The sequence below is a fragment of the Phyllobacterium sp. LjRoot231 genome, assembly GCF_964253365.1.
Taxonomy (GTDB): domain Bacteria; phylum Pseudomonadota; class Alphaproteobacteria; order Rhizobiales; family Rhizobiaceae; genus Phyllobacterium.
Window position 1 is genome coordinate 4,307,530 of record NZ_CAXUQT020000001.1, and the last position, 26,575, is coordinate 4,334,104.

At 57.0% G+C, this 26,575-nt stretch carries 20 protein-coding genes and 2 pseudogenes; 6 read left to right on the top strand and 16 right to left on the bottom strand.

The window, feature by feature from the left end; translation table 11 throughout:
• Window position 1 precedes the first annotated feature (1 nt).
• From ACSQ3H_RS21575 to pip, 4 genes are all read right to left on the bottom strand, one after another.
• Window positions 2–1,072: an ABC transporter permease gene (locus ACSQ3H_RS21575; protein WP_436118927.1), complete on the bottom strand. Its 1,071-nt coding sequence runs from the start codon at window positions 1,070–1,072 to the stop codon at window positions 2–4.
• Between the two features lie 11 nt (window positions 1,073–1,083).
• Window positions 1,084–2,721: an ABC transporter substrate-binding protein gene (locus ACSQ3H_RS21580; protein ID WP_436118928.1), complete on the bottom strand. Its 1,638-nt coding sequence runs from the start codon at window positions 2,719–2,721 to the stop codon at window positions 1,084–1,086.
• A gap of 92 nt (window positions 2,722–2,813) precedes the next feature.
• Window positions 2,814–4,241 (bottom strand): M20 family metallopeptidase, encoded by a 1,428-nt coding sequence (locus tag ACSQ3H_RS21585; protein ID WP_436118929.1) that lies wholly within the window; start codon window positions 4,239–4,241, stop codon window positions 2,814–2,816.
• A gap of 44 nt (window positions 4,242–4,285) precedes the next feature.
• A complete protein-coding gene (gene pip / locus ACSQ3H_RS21590; protein WP_436118930.1) occupies window positions 4,286–7,081 on the bottom strand; it encodes a prolyl aminopeptidase in 2,796 nt (931 codons plus the stop codon).
• A 207-nt stretch (window positions 7,082–7,288) separates the two neighbouring features.
• Here pip and ACSQ3H_RS21595 point away from each other — a divergent pair, with 207 nt between their 5' ends.
• Window positions 7,289–7,867 carry a LysR substrate-binding domain-containing protein gene (locus tag ACSQ3H_RS21595; protein ID WP_436118931.1) on the top strand — a complete coding sequence of 193 codons (579 nt, stop codon included), beginning with the start codon at window positions 7,289–7,291 and terminating at the stop codon, window positions 7,865–7,867.
• 95 nt (window positions 7,868–7,962) lie between these two features.
• Window positions 7,963–9,387 (top strand): IS1182 family transposase, encoded by a 1,425-nt coding sequence (locus ACSQ3H_RS21600; RefSeq protein WP_436118932.1) that lies wholly within the window; start codon window positions 7,963–7,965, stop codon window positions 9,385–9,387.
• Between the two features lie 412 nt (window positions 9,388–9,799).
• Here ACSQ3H_RS21600 and ACSQ3H_RS21605 read toward each other — a convergent pair whose 3' ends face one another.
• From ACSQ3H_RS21605 to ACSQ3H_RS21620, 4 genes and pseudogenes are all read right to left on the bottom strand, one after another.
• Window positions 9,800–10,525 (bottom strand): dienelactone hydrolase family protein, encoded by a 726-nt coding sequence (locus ACSQ3H_RS21605; RefSeq protein ID WP_436118933.1) that lies wholly within the window; start codon window positions 10,523–10,525, stop codon window positions 9,800–9,802.
• 693 nt (window positions 10,526–11,218) lie between these two features.
• Window positions 11,219–11,296: pseudogene (locus tag ACSQ3H_RS21610) on the bottom strand (NAD(P)-binding domain-containing protein); the annotation flags it as partial.
• A gap of 47 nt (window positions 11,297–11,343) precedes the next feature.
• Complete coding sequence (locus ACSQ3H_RS21615) at window positions 11,344–14,460, bottom strand: efflux RND transporter permease subunit (protein ID WP_436118934.1); 3,117 nt, start codon at window positions 14,458–14,460, stop codon at window positions 11,344–11,346.
• Window positions 14,460–15,572, bottom strand: a complete 1,113-nt coding sequence (locus ACSQ3H_RS21620; protein ID WP_436118935.1) for an efflux RND transporter periplasmic adaptor subunit — start codon at window positions 15,570–15,572, stop codon at window positions 14,460–14,462. Before ACSQ3H_RS21620 ends, ACSQ3H_RS21615 begins: the two co-directional genes overlap by 1 nt.
• A gap of 98 nt (window positions 15,573–15,670) precedes the next feature.
• On the opposite strand from ACSQ3H_RS21620, the gene ACSQ3H_RS21625 reads away from it, so the two are divergent.
• Window positions 15,671–16,258 carry a TetR/AcrR family transcriptional regulator gene (locus ACSQ3H_RS21625; RefSeq protein WP_436118936.1) on the top strand — a complete coding sequence of 196 codons (588 nt, stop codon included), beginning with the start codon at window positions 15,671–15,673 and terminating at the stop codon, window positions 16,256–16,258.
• Between the two features lie 1,038 nt (window positions 16,259–17,296).
• Here ACSQ3H_RS21625 and ACSQ3H_RS21630 read toward each other — a convergent pair.
• The 7 genes and pseudogenes from ACSQ3H_RS21630 to ACSQ3H_RS21660 all read right to left on the bottom strand — a co-directional run bounded on the left by ACSQ3H_RS21630 (window position 17,297) and on the right by ACSQ3H_RS21660 (window position 23,840).
• Complete coding sequence (locus ACSQ3H_RS21630; RefSeq protein WP_436118937.1) at window positions 17,297–17,779, bottom strand: nucleotidyl transferase AbiEii/AbiGii toxin family protein; 483 nt, start codon at window positions 17,777–17,779, stop codon at window positions 17,297–17,299.
• 187 nt (window positions 17,780–17,966) lie between these two features.
• Window positions 17,967–19,130 carry a mandelate racemase/muconate lactonizing enzyme family protein gene (locus ACSQ3H_RS21635; RefSeq protein ID WP_436118938.1) on the bottom strand — a complete coding sequence of 388 codons (1,164 nt, stop codon included), beginning with the start codon at window positions 19,128–19,130 and terminating at the stop codon, window positions 17,967–17,969.
• Between the two features lie 136 nt (window positions 19,131–19,266).
• A pseudogene (locus tag ACSQ3H_RS21640) lies at window positions 19,267–19,468 on the bottom strand (cation:dicarboxylate symporter family transporter); the annotation flags it as partial.
• A 287-nt stretch (window positions 19,469–19,755) separates the two neighbouring features.
• Window positions 19,756–20,838 carry a tartrate dehydrogenase gene (locus ACSQ3H_RS21645; RefSeq protein ID WP_436118939.1) on the bottom strand — a complete coding sequence of 361 codons (1,083 nt, stop codon included), beginning with the start codon at window positions 20,836–20,838 and terminating at the stop codon, window positions 19,756–19,758.
• Window positions 20,839–20,858: 20 nt separating this feature from the next.
• Window positions 20,859–22,364 carry a tripartite tricarboxylate transporter permease gene (locus ACSQ3H_RS21650; RefSeq protein WP_436119529.1) on the bottom strand — a complete coding sequence of 502 codons (1,506 nt, stop codon included), beginning with the start codon at window positions 22,362–22,364 and terminating at the stop codon, window positions 20,859–20,861.
• A gap of 6 nt (window positions 22,365–22,370) precedes the next feature.
• A complete protein-coding gene (locus ACSQ3H_RS21655) occupies window positions 22,371–22,823 on the bottom strand; it encodes a tripartite tricarboxylate transporter TctB family protein (protein ID WP_436118940.1) in 453 nt (150 codons plus the stop codon).
• Window positions 22,824–22,874: 51 nt separating this feature from the next.
• A complete protein-coding gene (locus ACSQ3H_RS21660; protein WP_436118941.1) occupies window positions 22,875–23,840 on the bottom strand; it encodes a tripartite tricarboxylate transporter substrate-binding protein in 966 nt (321 codons plus the stop codon).
• Between the two features lie 120 nt (window positions 23,841–23,960).
• Here ACSQ3H_RS21660 and ACSQ3H_RS21665 point away from each other — a divergent pair, with 120 nt between their 5' ends.
• Window positions 23,961–24,893 (top strand): LysR family transcriptional regulator, encoded by a 933-nt coding sequence (locus ACSQ3H_RS21665; protein ID WP_436118942.1) that lies wholly within the window; start codon window positions 23,961–23,963, stop codon window positions 24,891–24,893.
• A 255-nt stretch (window positions 24,894–25,148) separates the two neighbouring features.
• Here the strand turns inward: ACSQ3H_RS21665 and ACSQ3H_RS21670 are convergent, their stop codons facing one another.
• Window positions 25,149–25,532 (bottom strand): winged helix-turn-helix transcriptional regulator, encoded by a 384-nt coding sequence (locus tag ACSQ3H_RS21670; protein ID WP_436118943.1) that lies wholly within the window; start codon window positions 25,530–25,532, stop codon window positions 25,149–25,151.
• A 135-nt stretch (window positions 25,533–25,667) separates the two neighbouring features.
• Here ACSQ3H_RS21670 and ACSQ3H_RS21675 point away from each other — a divergent pair, with 135 nt between their 5' ends.
• Complete coding sequence (locus ACSQ3H_RS21675) at window positions 25,668–26,402, top strand: NADPH-dependent F420 reductase (RefSeq protein ID WP_436118944.1); 735 nt, start codon at window positions 25,668–25,670, stop codon at window positions 26,400–26,402.
• 17 nt (window positions 26,403–26,419) lie between these two features.
• Window positions 26,420–26,566: an NAD(P)-binding domain-containing protein gene (locus ACSQ3H_RS21680; RefSeq protein ID WP_436118945.1), complete on the top strand. Its 147-nt coding sequence runs from the start codon at window positions 26,420–26,422 to the stop codon at window positions 26,564–26,566.
• Window positions 26,567–26,575: the final 9 nt, after the last annotated feature.

Below are 26,575 nucleotides of genomic sequence, written 5' to 3' on the forward strand. Positions count from 1 at the left end.
CTCACCGGGTTCGAGGATCGAAGATGCGATAGAGAAGATCGCAGAACAGATTGAGGCCGACGAAGATCACGCCAATCAGAAGGGCACAGCCGACAACGGCATTCATGTCACCGGCCAGCAATGCGTTGGTCAGGTAGCGCCCGAAACCCGGCCACGCGAACACCGTTTCTGTCAGAACTGCGCCTTCAAGCAGGAACGCATAGGAAAGCGCCACGACCGTAACCACCTGTACGGCGATATTTCGAAAGGCATGACCCCATACGGTCCGCTGCCATGACAGACCTTTCACACGCGCGGCGACGATGTATTCCTGACAAAGCTGCTCGATCATGAAACTACGTGTCATACGGCTGATATAGGCAAGCGCGCCAAAGCCCAAGATCGACGCCGGCAGAATGATGTGGCCAAAAACGTTGCGGAAAACATCCCACTTTCCGGCCATTGCCGTATCGATCAGGTAGAATCCAGTGACCGGTACGATATCGAATTCATAGATGAAATCGAGGCGGCCCGGCCCGCCAACCCAGCCGAGCGCGGCATAAAAAAGCACCAGCCCCATCAGGCCCAACCAGAAATTGGGAGCCGAATAGCCCAGAAGACCGATAAACCGAATCGTGTGGTCGATCCATGAATTGCGATACATCGCGGCAAGAACACCGGCAGGAATACCCAGCCCCGTACCGATGATGATGGCGACGCTTGCCAGCTCCAACGTGGCCGGAAAGACGCGGGCGATATCCTCGATCACCGGTTTTCCGGTGGTCAGAGCCTGACCCAGATCCAGCGAGAGGATGCCTTTGATATAGACGCCGAACTGATACCACAGTGGTTTGTCGAGTCCCAGTTGACGGGCCATATTGTTATAGGCGTCCTGCGTCGCGTTATCGCCCAGAACGGCAATGACGGGATCAATCGGCAAAAGCCTGCCGATAAAGAACGTCAGTGCTGCGAGCCCGAAAAGCGTAACGCATACAGAAAGAAGCGTCTTTGCGGTGAATGCCGCCCAGGGCGCGAGCAATCCTCGCCTTGGGCCCGCAATCACCCGCGGAGCAGGACCTGCGATATCCGCCATCGCTCGCGCCCCTACTTGTGGGCCGGCTTGTAGTAGACGCGGAAGCCGTTCCAGGTCCAATCCTTGACCTTATCGTTCATGCCAAGAATGTTATACATCTGGAACATGATCGCCATCGGCCCCTTCTCCATCACATCCTTTTGCAAGCTATAATAGAGCCGGTTGCGCTTTTCCGGATCCCCTTCGAGCAGCGCTTGCTGGACGCGTGCATTGAAGTCGTCGTTCTGGAACGAAGCTCTCCAGGCCGGAATCTGGGTCAGCTTGGCCTCAGCGCGGTTGTCCGGGTTGTAGACCAAACGCGAGGCATTGCCGTGTGCATCGGGAACGCCCGTCTGCCAGGCCAGCATGCCAGTCTTGAATTCTCGCCCGCGAATGCGGCTGAAAAGCTGGGCATTTGCCATGCGTTCAAGATTGAGCTTCACCCCGACCTTGGCCGCGTTCTGCTGAATGCTTTGAGCGATTGGCGCGGAATGCGGCAGCGTTCCGAACAGAACGTCGCTCTCGAAACCGTTCGGATACCCCGCTTCGGTCAGCAGTTGCTTGGCCTTGTCAAGATCGAGCGAGAAAGGCTGTCCTTGCTTCTCATCCAGTGCGCCGACAGCGCCGATCTGGGCGAAACTTGCACGCGGCACGCCGAGATAGGGCATGACCGACTTGGCCAGGCCGTCATAGTCGATCAGATAGCGCATGGCGAGGCGCACCTTTTCGTCCTTGAAAACGGGGTCTGCAGCGTTGAAGACCCAGAAGAACAGTTGCGGCTTCAATACTCTCTTGATCTCGATTCCGGCTTTACCATCGAGATCGGCAAGATCGTCAGGTGAAAGATCGCGGGCAATATCGACATCGCCTTGCGTTAGCAGCAAGCGCTGCGTGCCGGCTTCGGCAACATGGCGGATCAAAATGCGTTGGAGCTTGGGCTTCTCGCCCCAATATTCGTCATTGGCTTGAAGCACGATCGACTCGCCTGCGTTCCACTGCGCCAGTCTGTAAGGACCAACGCAAGCTGTATTGGTGGCGAGATATTTGTTGCCCAGATCGCCATCAACCTGCTTTTCCAACAGAAGCTTCATGTCCAGAAGCGCTGACACCCGGTTGGCGCCGATAGCCTGGAGGATGAGGTTCGTCGGATAGGGTTTGTCCAGCTTCATAACCAGCGTGTTATCGTCGCTGGCAACGATACGCTCTTTCACATTGTCCTTGTTGAAACCGTATTCAGTGATGGTGGCGGCATTGCCGAATCCGAGCTGGACCACGCGTTGCATCGACCACGCAAGCTCATGTGCCGTCGCAGCGTTGCCTGACGGGAGTTTCATACCCTCGTTGAGATGGAACGTGATCTGCTGCCGATCATCCGATACATCCCAGCTCTTTGCCAGTCCCGGAATCACCTTTGCCTCGTTTGCAGGATCGAAGTCCACGAGTGAATCGCAGGTATTTTGAACAAGTTCGCTGGTGACGACTTCACCGATTTGCGCCGGGTCGAACGTGCTGATCGCGTCGATGTTCCATGCCATGACGAGAGCAGAATCCGGGGTAGCCGCGTATCCGGATAGCGGAACGGCGGTAAGCCCGAGAGCAGCCCCTGCGATGGCATTGGCGACGGTTCTCATCAGTCGTCGGACAGTCCGGTTGGTATTAAATTTGCTCATTTGCTTCCCTCAGGGTTCGATTTTTATGGTCAGAGCAGGTTCGAAATAACGACACGGTCAGCGGTTTCCACCACCGGATCTGGCGACGGCCTTCAGGCAGCGTCTCGTCGTGGCTGCAGGGGCGGCCTCACATCAGTCGGAATCGGGCAGACATAAGGGGTTTTGCCAATCCGGTCCTGATGGTCCTTCTTCGCCCGTGCCATCAGGGTCTCGTCGTTGATCAGGTCAACTGCGGTGGCCGCCATGGCTTTGGCGACATAGACGAGGCCTTTGTGAGCGGCCGCCATTTTGCCCTGAGACGTAATCTGCCAGGAATGACCCGGCGTGCCGATTGCGTGGGTCGCGGCATGCGCCTGAACGGTCGGCATGACCCAGCTCACATCGCCAACATCGGTGGAACCAACCATCGGTTCACCACGAACATCCAGCGGCACGATGAAATCGCAGAGCGGCGTATCCGGTTTGCGCACCACCCCCACCCGGGCATAATCGTTGTTGATGTCGTTCTCGCTCAGCGTTGCCTGTATTTTCGCAGCGAAGGCCCTGTCGGCATCGTCGAAGGGAATGGGGCCAAGACGCTCGATATTGCGCTGCATGGCTTCTTCCAATGGGCGGTTGGGCAAAAGATTGGAAACCGCGCTCATGATGCTGATAGCCACCTTGGTTTCAGTCATCAGCGCCGCGCCCTCAGCGATTTTTTTGACGCGTTCGTTCAGCGCCAGCATTCCTGCAAGATCGCGCGCACGGATTGCATAGCGCACGGCGGCCGCGGCCTGCACGACATTCGGGGCGATACCGCCGGAATCGAGCATCGCATAATGGATGCGCGCGTCGGACGGCATGTGTTCGCGCATATAGTTGACTCCAACATTCATCAGTTCGACCGCATCGAGCGCGCTGCGTCCAAGATGTGGCGCGGCCGATGCATGGGAGGCGCGGCCGGTGAACTTGAAATCCATGCGCGTATTGGCCAGTGAATGGGCACGCGCCACTTCGGTAAACGAGGCCGGATGCCAAGTGATGGCGATGTCCACATTGTTAAAAGCGCCCTCACGCGCCATGAACGACTTGGCGGCGCCGCCTTCCTCGGCAGGGCAACCATAATAGCGAACGCGGCCCGGCGTTCCCGTCTCGGCCAGCCAGTCCTTGATCGCCGTTGCAGCAAGCATTGCAGCGGAGCCGAGCAGATTATGGCCGCAACCATGACCGTGGCCGTCACCCGGTAGCGGGCGTGGCTCAGCGACACCAGCCTCCTGGCTCAAGCCTGGAAGAGCATCATATTCTCCCAAAATAGCGATGACCGGCCCGCCTTCCCCCGCTTCGCCCATCACAGCGGTTGGAATGCCAGCCACGTTTTCCGTAACACGGAACCCCTGCTGCTTGAGCGTGACCGTATGCTCGGCAACCGAACGATATTCCGTGTAGGCGATCTCGGGCATGCCCCAGACGCGATCACTCAATGCCTCGAAAATGGCCTTCTTGGCATCGACCAGATCCCAGATAGTCTCAGAATTTTTCATCGCTTCCTCGTTTTGGATATTCGCATCGGACTGTCTTCAAGGTTTCACAGATGCTGCTCGATAAAATCCGCAAGCGCCGTGAAGACCTCATGTTTGTGTTCAATTCGGCTAAACCCATGCCCTGCATGCGGGATGCGCAGATAGGTGACCGGGCGGCCCAAGCCGCGCAGGCAGGAATAGACCATTTCGCTTTCGCCCGGCGGCACGCGCGGATCGTCCATGCCCTGCACAATCATCAGCGGCGCGCTAATATTGGCGATCCTGTTGATCGGCGAAAAGCGATCCAGCTGATCCGACATGGTTTCCACGTCGCCATATTCGGCAGCGCGCAGATAGCTTCGCCACGGGCCTGTCGTCTGCAACAATGTCTTGAAATTGGCGATGCCGTAGAACTCGATCCCGCACTTCCACAAATCAGGATATTCAGTCATGGCGGAAAGCACCATGAACCCGCCGTAGGAACGGCCGAAAACGCCAACACGGCTATCGTTCACCTCGCCGCATTCCCGCAGCCAAAGCCGCACAGCCTTCAGATCGGCAACGCTGTCCAGCCGCAGTTCACGGTCATCCAGATGGCAGAAGGTGCTGCCATAACCGGTACTTCCCCGAACATTAGGGGCGATGACCATGATACCCTGTGCGAGCATGAACTGGACATCCGCCCGAAATGTCGGCGTCCATTGCATCTCGGGTCCGCCATGCACAATGATGACCGCCGGATAACCCGCTGTCGGAGCCGGACCGGCTGGCCGGTAAACGAAGAATGGCACGACAACACCGTCGAAACTCACAACGCGCTCTGCGACCGGCTCCGCAAAATTCGACACATCGATGTCGAAACCTTTGCGACAGGTCAGATTGGCAAAGGTTTGCGCGGCAAAATCATATCGCCAGATATCCGGCGGCGTCGCGGCGCCTTCGAGCGAAAAGACAAGGCTAGCGCCATCCTTGCTCCATGCGACCGTGTCGATCACACCAGCGGGATATCCTTGGAGTAAAGTTTCCTCCAGCGTGGCGAGATCACGGATGCGGATATTGCTCCAGCCGTCAGTGTTAACAACACAGGCCAGCTTCGTCTTGTCCGGCGAAAGAGCTATCGCCTGTATGTCCTGCCCTTCCAGCCGGATGCACCATGTAAGCATCGCCTCTACAATGGAATAGAAAGCGACGCCCAGAAACTCGCTGTCCTGATCCGTGATCAGAAAAAAACCGTCCTCCGCCATCTTCGGCGCCAGATAGCGCGCATAGCCTTCATGCGGCAGCAGAGGCTTATACAGTCCGGTTGCCAGGTTCAGCAGACAAAGATCCTGATCACTCATCGAACGACTGGCATCGCGTACCAGCAAGTGTTCGCCATCGGGTAGAAACGCCAGCGGTTCGCGATAACGTTTGGCCTGAAGCACCATGCGCGGCGTGCGTGTGGCCATGTCCATGACATAAAGATCGATATGGCAACGGTCACGGGCATTGGAGCCGTAGGCGATCCGCTGTCCATCCGGCGACCAGCATCCCCACACATTCACAACCGTCGGATCGGTGGTCAGGGCAAACGGTGGTGCATCGATTTTTTCCGGCAAGATCCACAGCTGATGGCGCTCGTCGCCGCCGCAATCTGCGGTAAACAGCAGGTCGTGGCTTGTCGGGCTAAAAGCGAGCATGCCGACCGGCTCGGTCATACGGGTCAACTGCCGCGCAGACCCATTCTCCAGCGATTTGATCCAAATCTGGCTGAAGCCGCCTTCGTCACTGAGATAGGCCAACGAGGTTCCATCAAACGACAACACAGGCGACTTCGACGAGGGAATATCGAAAAAGCGAGCGATTGATGGAACAGAGGGACTTGGTTCGAGACGATTGAGCATAGCTGAGGTCATGCTGCCGCGGCCCCGAAGCGTGTTGACCAGCCGGTCGCTGGCCTGCCTGAGAGCCGTAACCATAGGCTCGACCGTCGATTGGTGGTTGGCCTCGACAACGATAGTGAATTCAGCCTCCGGCCAAGCGGTCCTGAGCCGCCATGCCGTCGACATCGGCGTAACCGTATCGTACCGGCCCTGAACAATTTCGCAGGGCAGATGCCGGATGCGATCGATACCGCTGATCAATTGGCCCGACTGCATGAAAGCGCCGTTCATGCAGTAATGCGCAAACAGACGCGCGATTGCCAGCGCGGCCTGCGGCTCGGCAAGGGAGCGGATATGGTCCGGGTCAGGGCGAAAGGTCTGTGTTGAGGCCGAGAAGGTCCGCAAACGAAGCGCAGCCTCGGTTTCAGTCTTGCTGTCGCCGCAGGTAAGCCATTCATAATAGGCGGGTAACAAGGCCTGTCGCCTCTCAGAAGCGACAGGAGCCGCAAACTCGTCCCAGTAATCAGGGAAGATCATGCGGCTGCCCTGAAACCACCATTCGATCTCCTGCGGCTCGGCAAGGAAAATACCGTGCAGCCGGAAACCGAGGCAGCGCTGTGGAAAACTCTGCCCATAGGCCAATGCGAGACAGCTTCCCCACGATCCGCCAGCAACAAGCCACGCATCGATTTTCAAAAGAATACGGATCGCCTCGATATCGGCAACCAGGTCCTGCGTGGTGTTGCGCTCTATGCTGGCATGCGGGGTGGATTTGCCCGCGCCCCGCTGATCGAAAAGGATTATTCTGAAAACATCCGTATCGAATGTCGCGGCATACTTGGCATTCAGTCCGGCACCCGGCCCGCCATGTAGAAAAATAACCGGCAATCCATCGGGATTGCCATGCTCTTCGATATACAGATTGTGCAGATCATCGACCTGCAACCGGCAGGACCGGACGGTATTTGCAGGAGCAACTGTACTTATTTTCGAATCCACGCCCAATCCCTGATATGTTTGGAGCCCAAACAAACCCGCGGCTTGGCAAGAACCACTTGCCCATATTTTATGCGAGCCTATTTTCTAGACATATGAATTGATGGATCCAAAAAAATCCAATGCATAATTTCCCTGAACTATTCCAGATTGGAATAGTTTTACGATCAGCGAGAGGGTATCAGGCAGGCCTCGGGTCCTACCCGATGGATGGTCCGATCTTTGTTGAGGACGCTGAGCCTAGCGATACGCTCAGAATCGAAATCGTGTTCGGAAGTGCAACCGGGGGCACGTATCCTGTTGCGATGCGGCTCAAGTGTGGAGTTCCCGGCAGCGCTCGCCGCCGGCGAGCTAGACCTCGCCCTCCATACGCCAGAGAATGTTACGGCGCAGGACGTTGTTGTCCATCGTGAAGCGGCCGTTTGGGCTGGCTCCGCCTTTCATGAAGTCGAGAAACGCAGGCCGCTACCTGTGGCCCTGTTCGACAAGGCGTGCTGGTGGCGGGAACGTTGTCTCAATCTCCTTCAAAAAGCCGGGCTGAACTATGAGATCATCTGCACTAGCGAGAGTGTGGCCGGCGTTCGCGCTGCCATATCGGCCGGGATCGCCGTCGGAGTCTTGCCGCAATGTTCCCTAACCGATCGAGTTAGACTCTTGTCGAATACTGAACTGCCGCACCTCGGGGAAACCGCCCTCGTGTTGAGCCAATCGTCTGGCGCACAGGCGAAGCTAGCGGATAGCTTGACCGCGATCATTAAAACGACGCTTCGCGCAGTTTCAAAACCCTAGCCACGCCCGCGCGGGCATGTCGGAAAACAAGTCAGAGTGTGTGGAAAGTCTGACACACGGATTCCTTTGGCATAGCCGCATCGTTACAATCGCGTATGGCACATATTTCCGGTCACGATCGTTCTCAGGTTTTGCTCTTGCCGGCGTCGGTAGATGACTATGTCGACGCCAACAATCCTGTTCGTTTTATTGATGCGTTTGTTGCTGGCATGGATCTCGGGGCAGCTGGCTTCTGCCGGACTGCTCCGGCAGGAACAGGTCGACCGGGATACGATCCGGCAGATTTATTGAAGCTCTACATCTATGGCTATTTGAACCGGGTACGGTCCAGTCGCCGGCTTGAAGCCGAAACGCAACGAAACCTTGAGCTCATTTGGCTGATGCGCGGCCTTCACCCGGATTTCAAGACGATCGCTGATTTCCGCCGCGACAACAAACAAGCCTTTCAGTCCGTTTTCGGGGAATTCGTCCTGTTGTGTCGCAAGCTGGACCTGTACGGGCGAGAATTGATCGCAGTCGATGGAACCCGCCTCAAGGCAGTTAATAGCCGTGCGCGCAATTTCTCGAAAGAACGATTGGCCAAGTTCCTGAAAGCAGCAGATGAGCGTCTTGCAGACTATCTTGCGCGCCTTGATCGCACGGATGCTGAAGAAGGACCCGTCAGCCGGGCGCGCACTGTTGATCTGAGCGAGAAGATCGCTTCGCTAAAAAGGCGCCGTGAGCGCTATGAGTCAATCAAGGCTGAGCTTGATCGTCTGGGAGAGAACCAGATATCTCTTACCGATCCGGACAGCCGAGGTATGGCAACAGCCCCGAAAGTCGGCGTTGGCTACAACGCTCAAGTGGCCGTTGATGACAAATATAAGCTCATCGTTTCCGTCGAGGTGACGAATGAAGGGAGTGATCTGGGCCTGCTGGCACAGACAGCGTGCCAGGCCAAAGACGCACTCGGCGTAGAGACCATCGAGGCTGTCGCGGATCGGGGCTATTTCAAGGGCGAAGATCTGAAGGTCTGTGAGGATGCGGGCATAAAAGCTTACGTCCCTCGACCTCAACGTGGGCCGGCGGTTCGGGATGGCTTCTTCCGTAAAGATGAATTTTCCTACGATCCCTCAACCGACACGTATCAATGCCCCGGGAAGCAAGAGTTGCATCCCATTTTCCGCTCGACAGCGAAAACCGAATGGCGCCGCTACGAGAATCCAGCGGCTTGCAAGGCCTGTGTGCTTCGAACGCAATGTACGAATTCGTCACCACATCGCCAGGTAGGGCGCTGGATCAATGAGGCCGTTCTTGACCGCATGGAAGCACGGCTGGCTCTGCGTCCCCACATCATGAAGAGGCGCAGTGAGATAATCGAGCATGTGTTCGGAACGATCAAACAGGGGATGAACCAGGGCGCATTTTTGATGCGCCGACTGGAGAATGTCAGCGGTGAATTCAACCTTACCGCGCTTGCCTACAATATCCGACGGGCCATTACGATCGTCGGTGTTGCAGGTCTGCTAGAGGCCGTATGAAGAGACGAAAATCAATTCAAACCCCTGTTTCGGCCAACAGGAGCGCCTCCCGAAGGGCAACAGCAGGTCGGACACGGTTGCGTGGCCCAAAATGATGAAATCCTACATAACCTGAGCCCAAATCGTTTACTCTAAGGAGTTTTCGCACGCTCTGAAGTGTTTGTCGCACAGCCGCTTTGGTCCTCGCAAAGATATGTAGATGTCAGAGATAATTGGCGTGGAATCTTCAGCGCATGTGGCGTATCGACCTGCCGCTGATTCAGAGTCGACGTAACGCTAACCCTACGAATAGAAAACAGTTTCCAGATGATGTCCGTCAGGGTCACGAAATATGCGGCGGACGCGTTCTGTGCTGCGATCGCGACGTCTTGCGACCAGCCGCTTGCATCGTGATGCCGAACAACAATATTCCTCAGGGCCGCTCGGTCACCTCGGTCAGGAAGGCCGCGATCGCATCCTTTGCGCGCCGCGCCGAAGTGGGTGAATAGACGAGGCGGGCATTGGGATCGGTGCCTGCTTCCGGATTGTCGAACGCATGATGCGTTTGGCTATAGAGCTCGAAGCGTACATCATTGCCGGCGACATCCATCTCCGCGATGACCGCAGCAATCGTTTCCATCGGCGAAACCTGATCCTGCGTGCCCTGCAGGATCAGCACCGGCGGACGAATGCGGGTGTCCATTCCCTCCGCTGCGGTTTTCAGCAGTGCAGAGCATAGGATAACCCCGGCAACATCCGCGCCGCTGCGGCCATAGTCCAGCGCCACCATTCCGCCGGCGCTGTAGCCTAGGCATAGCATCGGTGTGCCGACTGGAACTTCCCGCCGCAATCGCTCCACGCACGCGGCAAGCGCGGCGACCCCTTGGTCGCGGTGTTCGATCAGCCGCTTCACCATCGGTCCGACCTGATCCGGACTGTCTGGGCTGAAACCTTCGCCGTAGAGATCAGCGATCGTGACCACGCAGCCCAACGCGACCAAGTGGCCCGCGTGATCGCGGGCAAGAGCACTCTGCCCGCGCCAATCCGGTAACAGTACCACAGAGGCCTTCGCTTGCCCGCCCAAAGCCTTCAAGAGTAGACCGCGGTAGCGCTGGACGCCGACCGCGTAGTCGAACTCAGTCTCGGTCGTATCGCTCATCAGCTGCCTCCTTCATAACGAGGGATGATCAAAGCCCAGTCTACCGTAGTTTGTGAACAACATCATATCCTGGTTAGAGTGCATCGCGACCTGTCCGCACAGGCAGCGATCGCCTGTGCATAAATTAGCTTGACCGCCTTATAGACATCCGTCGCATTTCGTATTCTCTATTCGGACAGGGGCGTCGATTTCCCGCATTTTCTCCGATAGGGCAGTTGCGAATCGATTCCGGTCGTCGGCCACGCACGCCACATCGGGTAACAACGCTGTTGTGATTTTCCACATCGACCTTCTCAAACTCATTCGGGAAGTAAGGCTTGGGCGGTCTTGCGTGCGCCGATCAATAGTGTTGTTTGAAAGGAGTTCGATAGCGACCGAATGGTAGCGAGTAGCTTGTAGCGGCGGCTAATTTCTCCGCCGAATCCACGATATTGCCGCCGATTCCCCTCTACTGCCACTCGATTGTACGAACTTCGGCTTTCATACCGGTGGAAAGCCAGACGCCGCGCAGCGCGACAGAATATGCCGGGACTTCTATGTGAGCTGGGAGTGGAAGCTGGGCGATTGATCGTCCCCTGCGGCCGCCATCTGCTCCTCCCAATCCTCGGGAAACTTGCGCAGCGTGCCGACTTCCTCGCGAACGATCTCATTGAGCGGCAGGGTATCGAGGAACGACATGGGCGGCAGGTAGTTGACGTCATGGCCACTGGCCACGAGCTTTCTCGCCAAAGTAGCACCGATATTTCCAGCACCTATGATTCCGATTTTCATTACCTGTCCTTTCGTAAGCTCCGAGAGAGCTCCGCCTACAAATCCATCTATTCTGCTGCCCTTGGCATGTTCACTTCCAGTGCGTCTGCCAGCACAGCAGGCTTGGACACCTCGTCCGCGATCGGCTTGATCCGGAACCACACAGCGTACAGTGCCGGAAGGAAGAGGAGGATCATCACGGTACCTGCCGCCGTTCCGCCAATCAGCGTATAGGCCATCGATCCCCAGAACACCGAATGGGTCAAAGGTATGAAGGCAAGGATCGCAGCAAGCGCGGTCAGAATGACAGGACGTGTACGTTGCACAGTGGCTTCAATGACCGCGTGATAGTCATCGAGACCGGCAGCTTGATTTTCCTTGATTTGTTCTGTCAAGATCAACGTGTTGCGCATGAGGATACCTGCCAATCCTATCAATCCGAGAATGGCGTTGAAGCCGAAAGGCTGATTGAAGAGAAGCAACGTCGGGACCACCCCGGCAAGTCCGAGTGGCGCAGTCAACATGACCATCGTCATCGTTGACAGGCTGCGAACCTGGAGGATGATGACGATCAACATCGCTGCAATCATGGCCGGGAATATCTTGACGAGTGCGACATTGGCCTTGAGGGATTCCTCGATGTTGCCGCCCATTTCGATGCGGTACCCGACGGGAAGCGATGCGATCAGTGGCTGAAGGGCCTTCATGACCTGCTGTGAGACCTCCGGGGGTTGTGTCGCCTCGTTGATGTCAGAGCGTATCGTGATCACAGGGGTGCGGTCGCGGCGTTTCAGGATCGGCTCCTCAAACCGGATCTCGGAATGGCCGATCTGATCAAGGGGGACCTGACGGCCATCCCTGCTCATGAGCGAGAAATCGCCCAACCTTGAAGGATCAAGCCGGTTGTCACCTGCGCTACGTGCGACAACGGGGACGTTGCGGATGTTGTCGCGCACCTGGGTGACAGGGATGCCGCTAAGCAGCAACTGCATCTGCTGGGCTGCCTCAGAGGGCGAGAGACCGATCAGATTTAGCCGATCCTGGTCGGGGACAAACCGCAGCACCGGAGTTCGGTTGCCCCAATCTCGGTTGGCCTGTCGGACATCTGGAACACTTTTCATGATAGCAAGAGCCTGCTCGGAAATCTTGTAGAGTTCATCCTGATCTGGTCCCATGATCCGAAACTCGACCGGAAATGGCGTGTAGGGTCCAAAGACAAGCTGCGTTACACGCACCGATGCCTCAGGCACAAGCCCGTCCGAAACGGCGGCTCGAAGGCGGTGCTTCAAAGCCTCGCGTGCGTGAGCATCGGGGGTGAGCACAACGACCTTGGCGAACGCAGGGTCGGGCAATTCAGGTGCCATGGCAAAGAAGAAGCGCGGCGCACCCTGCCCTACATAGCTGGTGACGATTTTTGCTTCCGGCTGAGTTTGCAGCCAGCCCTCGACTTTCTCCACGGCGGCTGTCGTGGTCTCGATGCTTGTGCCTTCGGGCATGCGAACTTCGATTAGCACTTCAGGCCGATCCGATGTCGGGAAGAACTGCTGTTTTACACCTCCCATCCCCATGACCGAGACAGCCATCGTGATGCCAACCACTGCGCACGTCATGAATTTATGGCGAACCGCGAACTCGATGAGCGCGCGCAGGCGACGGTAGTTCGGAGTATCATAGATGGCGTGATGTCCGCCCTCGACCGGTTTGATCTCCGGCAGCATTTTCACCCCGAGGTACGGAGTAAAGGTCACGGCAACGACCCACGAAACGATCAGCGCAAATCCCACCACCCAGAAGATGTTTCCGGCATATTCACCAGCCGTCGATCTTGCAAAGCCCACGGGCATCAGTCCGATGATTGTCACGAGGGTGCCGGACAGCATCGGCGCCGCCGTATGGCTCCATGCATAAGCGGCCGCCTTGATGCGGTCCATGCCCTCCTCCATCTTCACCACCATCACCTCGATGGCGATGATGGCGTCGTCCACGAGAAGGCCCAGCGCAAGGATCAACGCGCCGAGCGTGATACGATCGAAGAACCGGCCGGTTTCCAGCATGATGAGGAAGACGACGGCAAGCGTCAGCGGCACAGCAAGCGCCACAACGATGCCGACGCGCCAGCCTAAGGCGACCAGGCTCACGAACAGCACGACGCCAAGCGCCATTGCGAACTTGAGCATGAATTCGCCGACCGCCTCGTCGATGTTGACGGCCTGATCGCTGACTTTGGTAAGCGTCATGCCCAGCGGCAGTGTCTGCGCGATTGCGGCGGACCGCGCTTCAAGCGCCTTGCCGAGATCAAGACCATTCCAGCCCTGTTGCATCACTGCGCCCAACATGATTGTCGGCTCGCCCTCATGGCGGATGATGTAGGTCGCGGGATCCTCATACCCGCGCCTCACATCCGCTAAATCGGAGAGCTTTAGCGTCCGTCCAGCCGCTACGATCGGCGTATCGGCAATCGCCTGCACGCTGTTATAGGCTCCGTCGAAACGGATAAAGACCTGTGGCCCACGCGTGTCGATGGAGCCGGCGGGCGTGACTGTATTCTGTCTCTGCAAAGCTGCGGCGATATCGGTTGCCGATGTTCCAAGTGTCGCGAGCTTGGCATAGGAAAAGTCGACGAAGATCTGTTCGGGGCGCTCTCCGAGGATGTTGATTTTCTTGACGCCCGGAACATGCAGGAGATCCTGACGGATGACCTCTGCCTGTCGCACGAGGTCGCGCATTGGCATCCCCTTTGCCTTCAGTGCATAAAGACCGAAGCTCACATCGGAATATTCATCGTTGACAAAGGGACCAATGACGCCTTGAGGGAGATTTCGGGCTTCGTCGCTAAGCTTCTTGCGAGCCTGATAAAACTCTTCTTCAACGGCGGCAGGCGGCATACTATCCTTCAAAGTCACGGTGAGGAAGGCGTAGCCAGGCCGTGTCGTCGTCTCGACACGGTCATAATAGGTCAGTTCCTGGATGCGCTTCTCAAGTGGTTCAGCGACAAGATCCTGCATTTCACGCGCAGTGGCACCTGGCCAGACTGAAGTGACCGTCAGGGTCTTGATGGTGAAGGAAGGATCCTCGGCGCGTCCCAACTTGACGAAGGCGTAAACGCCTGCAGCCGCCAGCAGAACGATAAAGAATAAGGTAATGGCACGTTCGCGAACCGCGAGGGCTGATAGATTGAAGCTCATTATTTTGTCGCCTCTTGCTGCGAGGCAATTCTGACGGTTGCGCCATTTTCCAGAAGATGCGCGCCGAGAGCGACAACCTTCTCACCAATACCAATACCGGTGATAAATGCCGTCTCCTCACCGATCCGTTTGATCTCGACAGGAGTAAACTTTACCGTCGACGTGGCGCCATTGATGACCCACACACCTGTCCGGCTACCGTCGTCCAGGATGGCGCCTACCGGAACAGCGACCTCCGACTGCCTGTGTGCGTCCAGGATTTTAATCGTCACCGTCGAACCGAGCGGGGCAGAGGCGGCGGCGGCATCGAGGACGTAACGCGCTTCGTAAGTACGGGTTTGCGGATCGGCGGCATCGGAAATCTGTCGCAAGCGCGCTTTTCCGCTGAGACCGCCGCCTCCGTAGACACTTGCCAGCGCTTCGGCTCCTATATCGGGCCGCAAAGTCTCAGGGAGCCAAACAACGGCTTCACGAGGACCAGCCTGCGCGAGTTGAACGACCGTCTGGCCCGCTGCCACGACCTGTCCGGGGTCTCCAAGCGTCTCGACGACTGTTCCATCCGAATCTGCAAGAAGAACGCTATAGGTGGCTGCATTTTCTGCGACTTTGGCGTCAGCTTCGGCCGCGGCTAGCTGTGCAGTGGCTGTGTCGAGCGCCGCTTTCGCCTGTTCATAACGCTGCGGGGTGGCAGCCAATCCACTTTTTACCAGCGCCGCATAGCGTTTCTCATCTGCTTCCACCTGGATGAAGACGGCACGCGCTGCGATGACCGTATTGCGCTTTGCCGTAAGCGCGAGTTGGAGATCTGTTTCATCGATGCGCATCAGGGCCTGGCCTTGTCTCACCTGCTGACCCACATCGACCATCCGCTGGACGATCTTGCCGGGCACCCGGAAACCGAGGTTGCTCTGCACCCGCGACGCGACGGTGCCGGTAAATGACCGCTCTGCCGTTGCAGTCTTCTCCGCCTCTGCCACCCTTACCAGTGGTGCAACTGTCCTCGGATCCGCAGCCTCGGCTTTCCGTTCGGTCGATTCGGAAACTAGGAAAAAACCGCCAGCAGCGGCCACTCCCAGGAGACCCACAAAAGTCAGGACATGTTTGCGTTTCATTTTAACTTCTCTTCTTGACCAATGGTCGGAATAAATTAGATTGCGATCTAACTCTAATTACGCTATAGATGTCAAATGAAATCTAATCGGAGGCCAAAATGAGAGTGAGCCGCGCGCAAGCCGAACAAAATCGCGAGACGGTGATCAATGTCGCAAGCCGTCTGTTTCGAGAGCATGGCTTTGATGGGATTGGCCTTAAGGATCTGATGAACGGTGCAGGCCTTACGCAAGGCGGGTTCTACAAGCAATTCTCGTCCAAGGACGACCTTGCTGCCCTGGCATCAAGGCGCGCAATGGAAAGCGCCACGCGCAGATGGTCGACAGCGGCAGCGACCAGCTCCGATCCACTCGAAGCGGTGATCGAGTTCTATCTCTCACCGGGACATCGTGGAGAAAAGGCAGATGGTTGCCCTATAGTAGCGCTAGGATCGGACGCGGCGCGGCAAAGTGAAGAGGTCAGGCGTCCATTTGAGGATGGTATCCGGGCTCACTTTGAGATCCTGGATGAACTGATGGACGACGCCCAGAGCCCGCATCCCAGCGGCAAGGCGATGTCGATACTCTCCCTTATGGTGGGTGCCGTCACGCTCTCGCGGATTATGGAAGACGAGCGTTTGTCGCAAGGCATTCTCGACGCAGCCGCTGGTGAAGTCAGGCGCATTGCACGCGGTGATGATGTCGCCTGAAGGCTATAGCGGGGTTGGATGACCTGGGGCGGATAAGGGCCCGAGTTTGAGCTGCTGCCCGAATGTGCGGGCAACAGCGCGCCCTTGAACCCTTGCGCAAGCTGCATGTTTTGAGAACGGACGCTGGCCGCATCTTCGGCCAGAAAGCTCAAGATCGTGCGTAATATCAAGACAGCTCTGTCGGAATGGCGGCTTTAGAACGTCGCGGCACCGAAAGCCGCTGGTCCGCTTGCGGCCCCCTTTCGGCCGTTCAACCGCACTCACATCAATATCTGCACCTGGCGCGAAGCCGCCGTGCACGCATGTCATTTCATGACCCTGAATGGCGGCCGACACCACTGAACTTTTGTAGGGCGCCACCTAAAGTACCGTTCGCGCGGAAACGTCACGTGCAGGGCAGCTTTCACATTAGATTTCAAAGCCTTGATCCGCAAAAAAGTACCGTCAGACCGAACGCGGGGTGACGGTACTTTTCTCAGACGTTGGACCGCACACCGCAAGTACCGTCAGACAGGCCTGCCGCACTTTCGCCGCCCGTGACCACCGGCGGATAAATCTAACTAAATCAATCGCTTGAGCGATCAACGGTCAATTGAGATGCATCTTGGATAGCGCCAGCACTGCTGAAAAACCGTTGCAGTTTCAACGCCAGACTACGATTTCCTACGCCAGGCCGCGCTAAACCCCTACTCCCACTCTATTGTTTAAACAGCATATAACCAATTGAAATTGCTTGCAAATACTTTCTGATGGCTAGAAAACTCCGACGCTGAGCCTGTCAAAATGCTACACTTTTGATTTCAAAGGGAAAATCGGCGCAAAAATTTTTCTGTGGTTTCAGTAACTATCGGGATCAATCGGACGATTTTTGCATCTCTCGGAGTCCGGCGACGCGCCCGAATCTGCTTCTAAAAGTACCGTCATCAAACCATATCGCGCTCAGAAAAGCGATGCCATCGGCCTCTGCACCGGCTTGCATTGATAGTCGCGCACAGACCGTCGTGCTGCGCGTAGAGTTCTATGTGCAACCTCGAAATGCTATCCGTCGATCCAGGGACCACCGGCGACCCACTGTGCATTGAAAGGCCCAGACTTAGTCGCTGCGATCGTCGGCGGCATAACGAGTGCGGCGATACGCGCCTGGATTGCCGGAAGGGGTTCCGGTGCAAGAGCGATCTCGGTCCGTCTTAGAAACGCCGCCCACTGAACTTGCTTTGCGTCGGCAAAGCCCGCCGTCAGCGCCAACGGCGTCTCGGTGGGAAGCGGCGTTTCACGACGCTCGAAGGTCGTTCGGATCGCCCGCGTCAGAACTTCTCCTTCAAAGGCGAAAGCGCCCGCGATGGCCCAGAGATCGAAGAAGCCCTTCACGCGCGAATTGAGCATGTCCAGCGCCACCATGGCCTGGAACTTCTCTGCCACAACAGTTTCAGGTGGATAGGCTCTCAGGTGCGGTGCCGGCTGCCCCAGAAGTGCAGGATATTCGATGTCGACCGGGTCCGGCGTGATTACATCGCCGTACACCGGGTGAATAGGCAAGCGCGAGGTCGCGCTGCGTTTCCATCCGCTTGGTTGTCTGAATGCCGAGTTTTCCCGGCTGCGGATGACGCTGATAGTCGAGAGCAGCTTGTCGGAAGTCATCAATCATGGCCAGGCATCCTTGAAGAGAAAGCGGGGGGAGCGGCGTAAAGGCCCCGCCGGGAGTACGCGACTATTCGGCGAGTTCGCGCATGACCTTGATAAGGTCAGACTTGCCTTCGAAGCCGATACCCGGCAGCTCCGGCATCGTGATGTGCCCGTCGATAACCTTCACGCCGTCCGGGAAGCCGCCGTAAGGCTGGAAGAGGTCCGGATAGCTCTCGTTGCCACCGAGGCCGAGGCCGGCCGCGATATTAAGGGACATCTGGTGACCACCATGCGGAATGCAGCGTGAGGGGGACCAGCCAAACTGTCGCAGGACATCGAGCGTGCGAAGGTACTCGACAAGACCGTAGGACAAGGCGCAATCGAACTGGAGGAAGTCGCGGTCTGCGCGCATGCCGCCGTAGCGAAGCAGGTTCCGGGCATCCTGATGCGAGAACAGATTCTCGCCTGTCGCCATCGGGGCATCGTAGAATTCGGAGATGGCCGCCTGCAGGGCATAGTCGAGCGGGTCGCCGATTTCCTCGTACCAGAAAAGCGGGTAGTCACGTAGCATCTTGGCATAGGCGATGCCCGTCTCAAGGTCGAAGCGGCCGTTGGCGTCGACGGCCAGACGTGCCTCGGAACCGATCTCGTCGAGGACGGACTCGATGCGGGCACGGTCTTCGTCGATCAAGGCGCCGCCGATCTTCATCTTGACGACGTTGTAGCCGCGGTCGAGATAACTCCGCATCTCCTTGCGCAGCGCGCTATTGTCCTTGCCGGGATAAAAGTAGCCGCCTGCGGCGTAAACGAAGACCTTCGGGTTTGCTTCACGGCCCTTCATATCGGCCAGCATGCGGAACAGAGGTTTGCCTTCGATCTTCGCGACGGCATCCCAGATCGCCATGTCGAGCGTTCCGACGGCGACCGAGCGCTCGCCGTGACCACCGGGCTTCTCGTTCATCATCATGGTCGACCAGATTTTATGCGGGTCGAGGTTCGTCCCGGCGTCGTTCATAAGGCTTTCCGAGGAGGCTTCGAGAATGCGGTCCTTGAACCGCTCGCGGATCAGGCCGCCCTGGCCGTAACGGCCGTTCGAGTTGAAGCCATAGCCAACGACGCGGCGTCCGTCCTTGACGACATCGGTCACAACGGCAACAAGGCTAGCCGTCATCTTCGAGAAGTCGATATAGGCGTTGCGGATGGGCGACGCGATTGGCTTGGTAACTTCACATACGTCTACAATACGCATTTTGATCTCCGTTTATAAGGATTGGATGTCAGATTAGCGCTGGGCTTCGTGAGCGACAGCGGTGTTCCGGCGGGGAATGGCCCCGCGTTGTTCGGCGATGACGGCATCGACGGTGGCGTGGTCGACAGCGCCCTTCCTTGATATCTCCCATCTTGGCGATGCCGAGCACGACCGTCGCAAAGATGACAGGGGCCAGAAGCATCTTGATCAGCTTGATGAAGCCGTCTGCGAGCGGTTGGAGCTTTGTCGCGAAATCCGGGAACACAAGTCCGACGACGACCCAGGCCGATCCCGATAAGTACCTGTATATATAGCTGTCCTAGCAACCGTCGTGCCATGTTGACCTCCTCCTTACACTCTACTGCTGCACCGCCGCAGCGATCGGACAAGCGACTGCAACGTTGGTAGAAGAACAAGCGAAGACAAACCAATGCCGGTATGATTTGTATTAGTGCCATGTCGGCATAGTACGGTTGCTCTCAGCTTCTCGGTATCGACAGAAACCGCATCGAAATGAACGGATTTCCTCGAGCCACAGCGTTCTGCGGAGCATTTCCAGAGCAATGCAAATTTGGCTTCAAGTAATGCACGTGGCAACGTATTCGGGTTGCCACAACGGAGCAATTCAGTTGAGGGTTTCCGCAACAGCCTTTCCGCATGTGATGGTGTCCGCTTTTCCTCCGAGGTCGCGCGTCCGAAGCCTCTCATCGGCGAGAACCGTCTCGATGCCTGCCATCACAGCGGCGCTGGCTTCGTGCTCCCCGAGATGATCCAGCATCATTGCTGCCGACCATATTTGTCCGATAGGATTGGCAATCCCTTGGCCTGCGATGTCCGGGGCCGTTCCATGAACGGGCTCAAACAGGGAAGGAAATTTTCGCTCCGGGTTGATGTTTCCTGAAGGGGCGATGCCGATTGTGCCCGTGCAAGCTGGCCCCAAGTCGGAAAGAATATCGCCGAACAGGTTTGATGCGACGACCACATCGAAACGGTCGGGGTTCAGCACGAAATGGGCGCAGAGAATATCGATGTGATATTTGTCCCAAGTGATATCTGGATAGGACTTTGCCATTTCCTCTACCCGCTCATCCCAATACGGCATCGAGATGGAGATGCCATTTGACTTCGTCGCGGAGGTAAGCCGTCTCTGTGGTCGCGTTTGAGCGAGATCGAAGGCATACTTTAGGATTCGATCGACGCCAACCCTTGTCATCACCGTTTCCTGGAGAACAGTTTCTCGCTCGGTTCCTGGGAAGATGCGTCCGCCGATCGATGAATATTCACCTTCAGTGTTCTCACGGACGACGTAGAAGTCGATATCGCCTGGGCCACGCCCAGCTAAAGGGGACATGACGCCGGGCATCAGCCGCACAGGCCGAAGACTGACGTATTGGTCGAATTCACGTCGGAACTGGATCAAGGAACCCCATAGCGAAATATGATCCGGGACGAGTTCCGGCCAGCCGACTGCCCCGAAGAAAATGGCGTCGTGGCCACCGATCTGTGACTTCCAGTTCTCCGGCATCATCCGTCCGTGCTTCACGTAGTAATCGCATGAGGCGAATTCGAAGCTATCGATCCGGAGCTCGAAGCCGAACTTCTTCGATGCCGCTGCGAGAACCCTGATGCCTTCGGGAACGACCTCTTTCCCGATCCCGTCTCCAGCGATGGAGGCGATCTTGTGTACTCGGTTGGTTCTGTTTTCCAAGGTGGTGTGCTCCAGTTCGATCAGTCTTCCTCGACAAAGACCTCTTTGCGACGTCTCGCGATGTTTGGGAGAAATGCGATGATGAGCACCATGAGTGCGACGGCCAGAAGCCCCGCGCTGATGGGCCGGGTAACAAAGACAGAGATGTCACCGTGCGAAATCGTCATGGCCCTGCGAAGATGCTCCTCCAGCAGGGGACCGAGGACGAACCCCAGCAGCATGGGCGCGGGCTCGAAATCCAGTTTCGACAAACCGTAGCCGAGCACGCCGAACCCTGCCATCACATAGAGATCGAACGTGTTGGAATTCACGCTGTAGACACCGATGGAGGCGAACGCGAGGATCGCAGGAAAAAGCACCGTATAGGGAACCGTCAGAAGCTTAACCCACAGACCGATCAATGGCAGATTGAGGATGACCAGAAGCAGGTTGCCGATCCACATCGAGGCGACGAGGCCCCAGAACAGGACGGGTTGTTCGGTCGCGACCTGCGGACCGGGGACGATGCCCTGGATGATCATTGCGCCAATCATAAGCGCCATGACGGGATTGGCAGGCACGCCAAGGGTCAACATCGGTATGAACGACGTCTGCGCCCCTGCATTGTTTGCGGCCTCCGGTCCCGCCACTCCCTCGATGGCTCCATTGCCGAAGCGTTCCGGAGTCTTGGAGATTTTCTTCTCTAGCGCATAGGACGCAAATGACGCCAGTATCGCTCCGCCTCCTGGAAGAACGCCCAAAGCGGAACCCAGCAATGTGCCCCGGCATGCGGGCCCAATCATCGCCTTGAGATCTGCGCGACTTGGCCAGAGACCCGTCACACGCTTGACGACGGCGGTTCGCTCGATCGTCGTTTCCAGATTTCGCAGAATTTCAGCGATGCCGAAGAGACCGACGGCGACGGCCACGAAATTCAATCCGTCCGCCAATTCCGGTCGACCAACCGTAAAGCGCATCGCCCCGGTATTGATGTCCGTTCCCACCAGTCCAAAGACGAGCCCCATCGACACCATTGCGATCGTTTTCAGCACCGATCCGCGTGCAAGTACGACAGAGGCGGCGAGCCCGAGGACCATCAGGCCGAAATACTCCGGCGAGCCGAATTTCAAGGCGATCGATGTCAGGGGCGGCGCAAGGGCGGCCACGACCACGGTCGCAATGGTGCCCGCAAAAAACGAGCTCAGCGCTGCGGCTGCAAGCGCTGGCCCTGCCCTCCCCTGTCGGGCCATCTGGTATCCATCCAGAGCCGTCACGGCGGACGAGGACTCGCCAGGCAAATTGATGAGGATCGCCGTTGTCGAGCCGCCATACTGTGCGCCGTAGTAGATGCCGGCAAGCATGATCAGTGATGTTTCGGGCGAAAGCGACAGAGTAATCGGCAGAAGCATGGCAATCGTTGCTGTCGGGCCGATTCCAGGCAGCACACCGACCAGCGTTCCAAGCAGCGTCCCGATAAAGCAGAAAAGAATGTTGTAGGGCGTCAGAGCGGCGCTGAGGCCGAGCGCCAGATTACTGATGAGGTCCATCATAGCCTAAACTCCCAACCAGGGGCCGATAAGACGGACGGGTAGCCCGAGGCCATAGTAGAATACGCCCAGACAGAACACAGTGATGCCCAAGGTGATCGCAAGAACGATGTGCGGTCTTTGCCCTGTCACCGCGGATGCAGCAGACAAAGTGGTGAGCGCCACCGCTGGAACAAACCCGAGGCCACGGACCGTAAGGCCGAACAGGACAGGGGCGATGATGATCGCGGCCAGAGCCCGCCAGGGTGGGATCTGCGGGCGAAACGTTTCTGTCTCCGTGACGGCCTTTATGCCGATAACGACCCCGATCACCGTGATGACGGTGGACAGTATTAGAGGGAAATAGCCCGGCCCCATTCTGAGCGTCGATCCGACGTCCATTGCAAATATGGACGAAGTGCCAAACCCGATCCCGACAGCCAGCAGCGCGCCGGAGGCGGCAATGTTCTTGATATCCATGAAAGATCTCCGTTCAACTGCGGCCTCTCGCCCGCAGCCGAACCATCACCGTTAATCTGCAAACTGACCGGCAGCCTTGATAATGGGATCCCACCGTTTGATTTCGGTGTCGAGCTTGATGCGAAGCGCTTCTTGGGTGGCCTGTTCCTTGGTCGCCGGCATGGTCGCGATCTGCGCGAAGCGTTCTTTCAAGGAAGCGTCTTCCATCGCGGCCTGAAGAGCGGACGTCAGTTTGTCTACGACTTCTTTCGGGGTGCCTTTGGGCGCGTATAAGCCATGCCAAACGCCGAGTTTGAATTCAGGCAATCCGGCCTCAGTCGTCGTTGGCAGATCGGGCAGTGTGTCAGCCCGTTTTTCTCCCGTGATCGCGTAGGCTTTGACTTGCTTCTGCGTAATCGGCCCGACAGTATTCGTTGCCTGGTCACAGGTCATATCGATCTGGCCACCGATCAAATCAGTCATGATCGGGCCATTTCCTTTGTAAGGAACTGTCGTCATCTGCGTTCCGATTGTTGCCATGAACAACGTGCCGCAGAGATGCGATGCCGCTCCGATCCCGGCATGGGCATAGTTTACCTTGGTGCCGTTCTGCTTGATGTACGCAACAAGTTCCTGAAATGTCTCGGCGGGAAATTCGTTGCGCGCGATCACAGTCATCGCGGCGTCGCTGACGAGGCCGATCGGTTCAAAGGCTTCGGTCGGTTTATAGGGCAACTGCCTGTAAAGTGCAGGAGCCGTCGCCATTCCGATATGGTGGACGAGGATCGTATACCCGTCTGCATCGGCGTCCGCGACACGGCGGGCTCCAATTGTTCCACCTGCGCCTGCGACGTTTTCCACGACAATCTGCTGGCCGAGGGACCTCGACATCGCGGCTGCGGTGAGTCGAGCAATGGTATCAGTTGGCCCGCCCGCCGCGTAGGGAACCACCATGAATATATTGCGCTCTGGGTAATCGGCCGCAAAAACCGAGGTGACGGACAGCGTAAATGCAACTATGATCGATAGTGTCTTCATTTCTTCCTCCCATTGCCGTCGTCTCCAACAACGGCACTCCTCAACGAAACCTTCGCTAACAAGCGATTGACGGTCCAATGCCGTTTCGGCTTCTATTGATGCCGTAAGTGAGAGGATGAGATGGATACTGCCTGGCTTTTAGATTTGCGAGCTCTCGCCGACACCCTCAATTTTTCGAGGGCGGCGGAGATGCGTAATATCACGCAGCCCGCATTTGGTCGTCGGATAAAGGCTCTCGAAGAGTGGAGCGGATCCGTTTTGGTAGATCGATCAACGCACCGCATCAGAATTACGCCTGCAGGCGTAATCATGCTTGATGCCGCAAATGATGTCCTGCAACGGATCGAGAGGGCAACCCACGACTTGAGTCAGGAACGATCTGCCACTGCGACCCTGACGTTTGCAGCGACGCACGCTCTGTCCTTCACCTTTTTTCCTGGTTGGGTGCAAAGTCTTGGTTCGTCGGTATCGACGGCGCCAATCCGGCTTCTTTCCGACAATATGAATGAGTGCGAAAAGATGATGGCGGAAGGCAGAGCACAGTTTCTCCTTTGCCACTTCCATCCGAAGAGCGAAATCCGTCTCCATGAAGCCGACTTTGAACATGTCGAATTAGCCAGCGATCTTCTTCTCCCGGTCGCACAAAGAGGAAGTGGTGAGGCGCCCATCTATAAACTGCCTGGCACGCCCTCCACCCCTATCCCTTATGTGTCGTTCGATGAGAAATCAGGAATGGGCCGGATACTGACGGCCAACCTAACGAACGTTGAGAGCGAATTACATCTGACTCGCGTATTTACGTCCCATTTAGCGATGGTCTTGAAGGCGCTGGCACTTGAGGGGAAAGGGGTAGCTTGGATACCGCGCAGCCTTGCGTTTGTTGAGCTGGAACCAGAAGGTAGGCTCGCGATCGCAGGCGACGAGCAGTGGATGGTCCCGGTCAAGATCGTGCTGATCCGATCCAGAAGCAGGATGACGGAATTGGCAGAGAAATTCTGGACAACCGTCGAAAATGCCTCAAGGCGGAAGCCTGCCGCGGCTGCGCGAATATAGAGCTTGATCGCCTGAAAATCTTCTCGTCTGCTTTTGCGCAGGTTTTGGAAATGACTTCCATCTGATCCTCCGCTGCAGCGAACTCTGATCGAGATTTCGTCCTCCACAAGACGTACGCGGTAACCACAACCTGCGTCGCGGAGGGCGGTCGATCAATTCGGTAAGAACGGCGCTTGGTGAAGGTTCTTCCGTTAGCGGCGTCTTACTTATGATCGGGCGATGCACAACGGGCGGTCACCGGAATGGTTTCACTGCTCACGCCGGATCCTGCGGCACCGCGATGCGCGCGTCACGTCGCATGAAGGCCCAGTCAATGAGTTCCGCCATGGATGGACCGAGTGCGATACCCATCTCACTTAGCGCATATTCGACCCTTGGCGGAACCTGGGGATAGACGGTTCTCGTCACGATACCGTCCTTCTCCAACTCCTTGAGTTGCTGAATGAGCATCTTCTGGTTGACGCCCTCGACGCGCTTCTCGAGTTCCGAAAATCTAAGTGGCCCCTTGGCAGCGAAAAGCTGGCAGATGATGACGATCTTCCACTTCCCTTCAAGGACCTGCAGAGCATCCCTGGTTGCCGCTGCCCATACCATTTGCTGCTCGGGGTCGTCGCAGCGCCAGTCTCTTTCGATTGCCATACTTACCTCTAGGTGGGTTACCCACTTTTTAGTCGGTTCTTGCCGTATCAGATAGCTATACCTATTCTTCGGAGCACAACAAGTCACGTCTCCGTTGGGGTCCGTTGAATTCAATACTCGCAGCAAGGAAATGATATGAAGATCGGTATTATCGGCGCAGGGAACATCGGCGCGACACTCGCACGCAAGCTCGCGGCAGCAGGTCACGAAATCAAGCTTGCCAATTCCAAGGGCCCGGAATCGATCCACGACCTCGCTGCGGAAGTGGGTGCGACGGCAACGACCAAGGAAGAAGCCGTGACCGGGGTGGATACTGTGATCCTTTCCATCCCGTTCTCAGCCCACCGCGATCTTGCCAAGTTGTTTGAAAACGTTCCCGAGGACGTCGTTGTCGTGGACACGTCCAACTACTACCCATTCCGTGACGGAGCGATCAGCGACGTCGATGATGGCAAACCGGAAGCGGTCTGGGTCACCGAGCAGATCAATCGACCCATCATCAAAGCCTGGAACGCGGTGCTTGCTGCGACCCTCGCCGAAAAGGGCCTAGAGAAGTCGCAACCCGGCCGCATCGCCCTCCCGGTAGCGGGGGGTGACCTCGAAGAGAAGTCGCGCGTCATCGAACTGGTAGAGGCGACGGGCTTCGACGGCCTCGATGCAGGGAGCCTTGCGGACTCGTGGCGACAGCAGCCCGGCACCCCTGCCTATTGCACGGAACTGACGGCTGATGAGCTGAGGGTAGCGCTCGAAAAAGCTGACCAAACCCGCTCGGCCGACAACCGCGAAACTTTGATCAAGGGGTTCATGGAGAAAGGCGATAGTCTGACCCACGATGACATTGTCGCCCGCAACCGCGCCGTGACCGCTTGAGTGATACAGGAGACATCATGAAAGTCGGTATAATTGGCGTCGGCCATATTGGAAGAATGCTTGTCCGGGAACTGAGCAAGGCAGAGTATGATATGAAGGTAGCAAATTCTCGCGATCCCGACACAATCGATCCTGGGGTGTTCGCATCAGGCGACGAGCGGTGATAGTCGAGC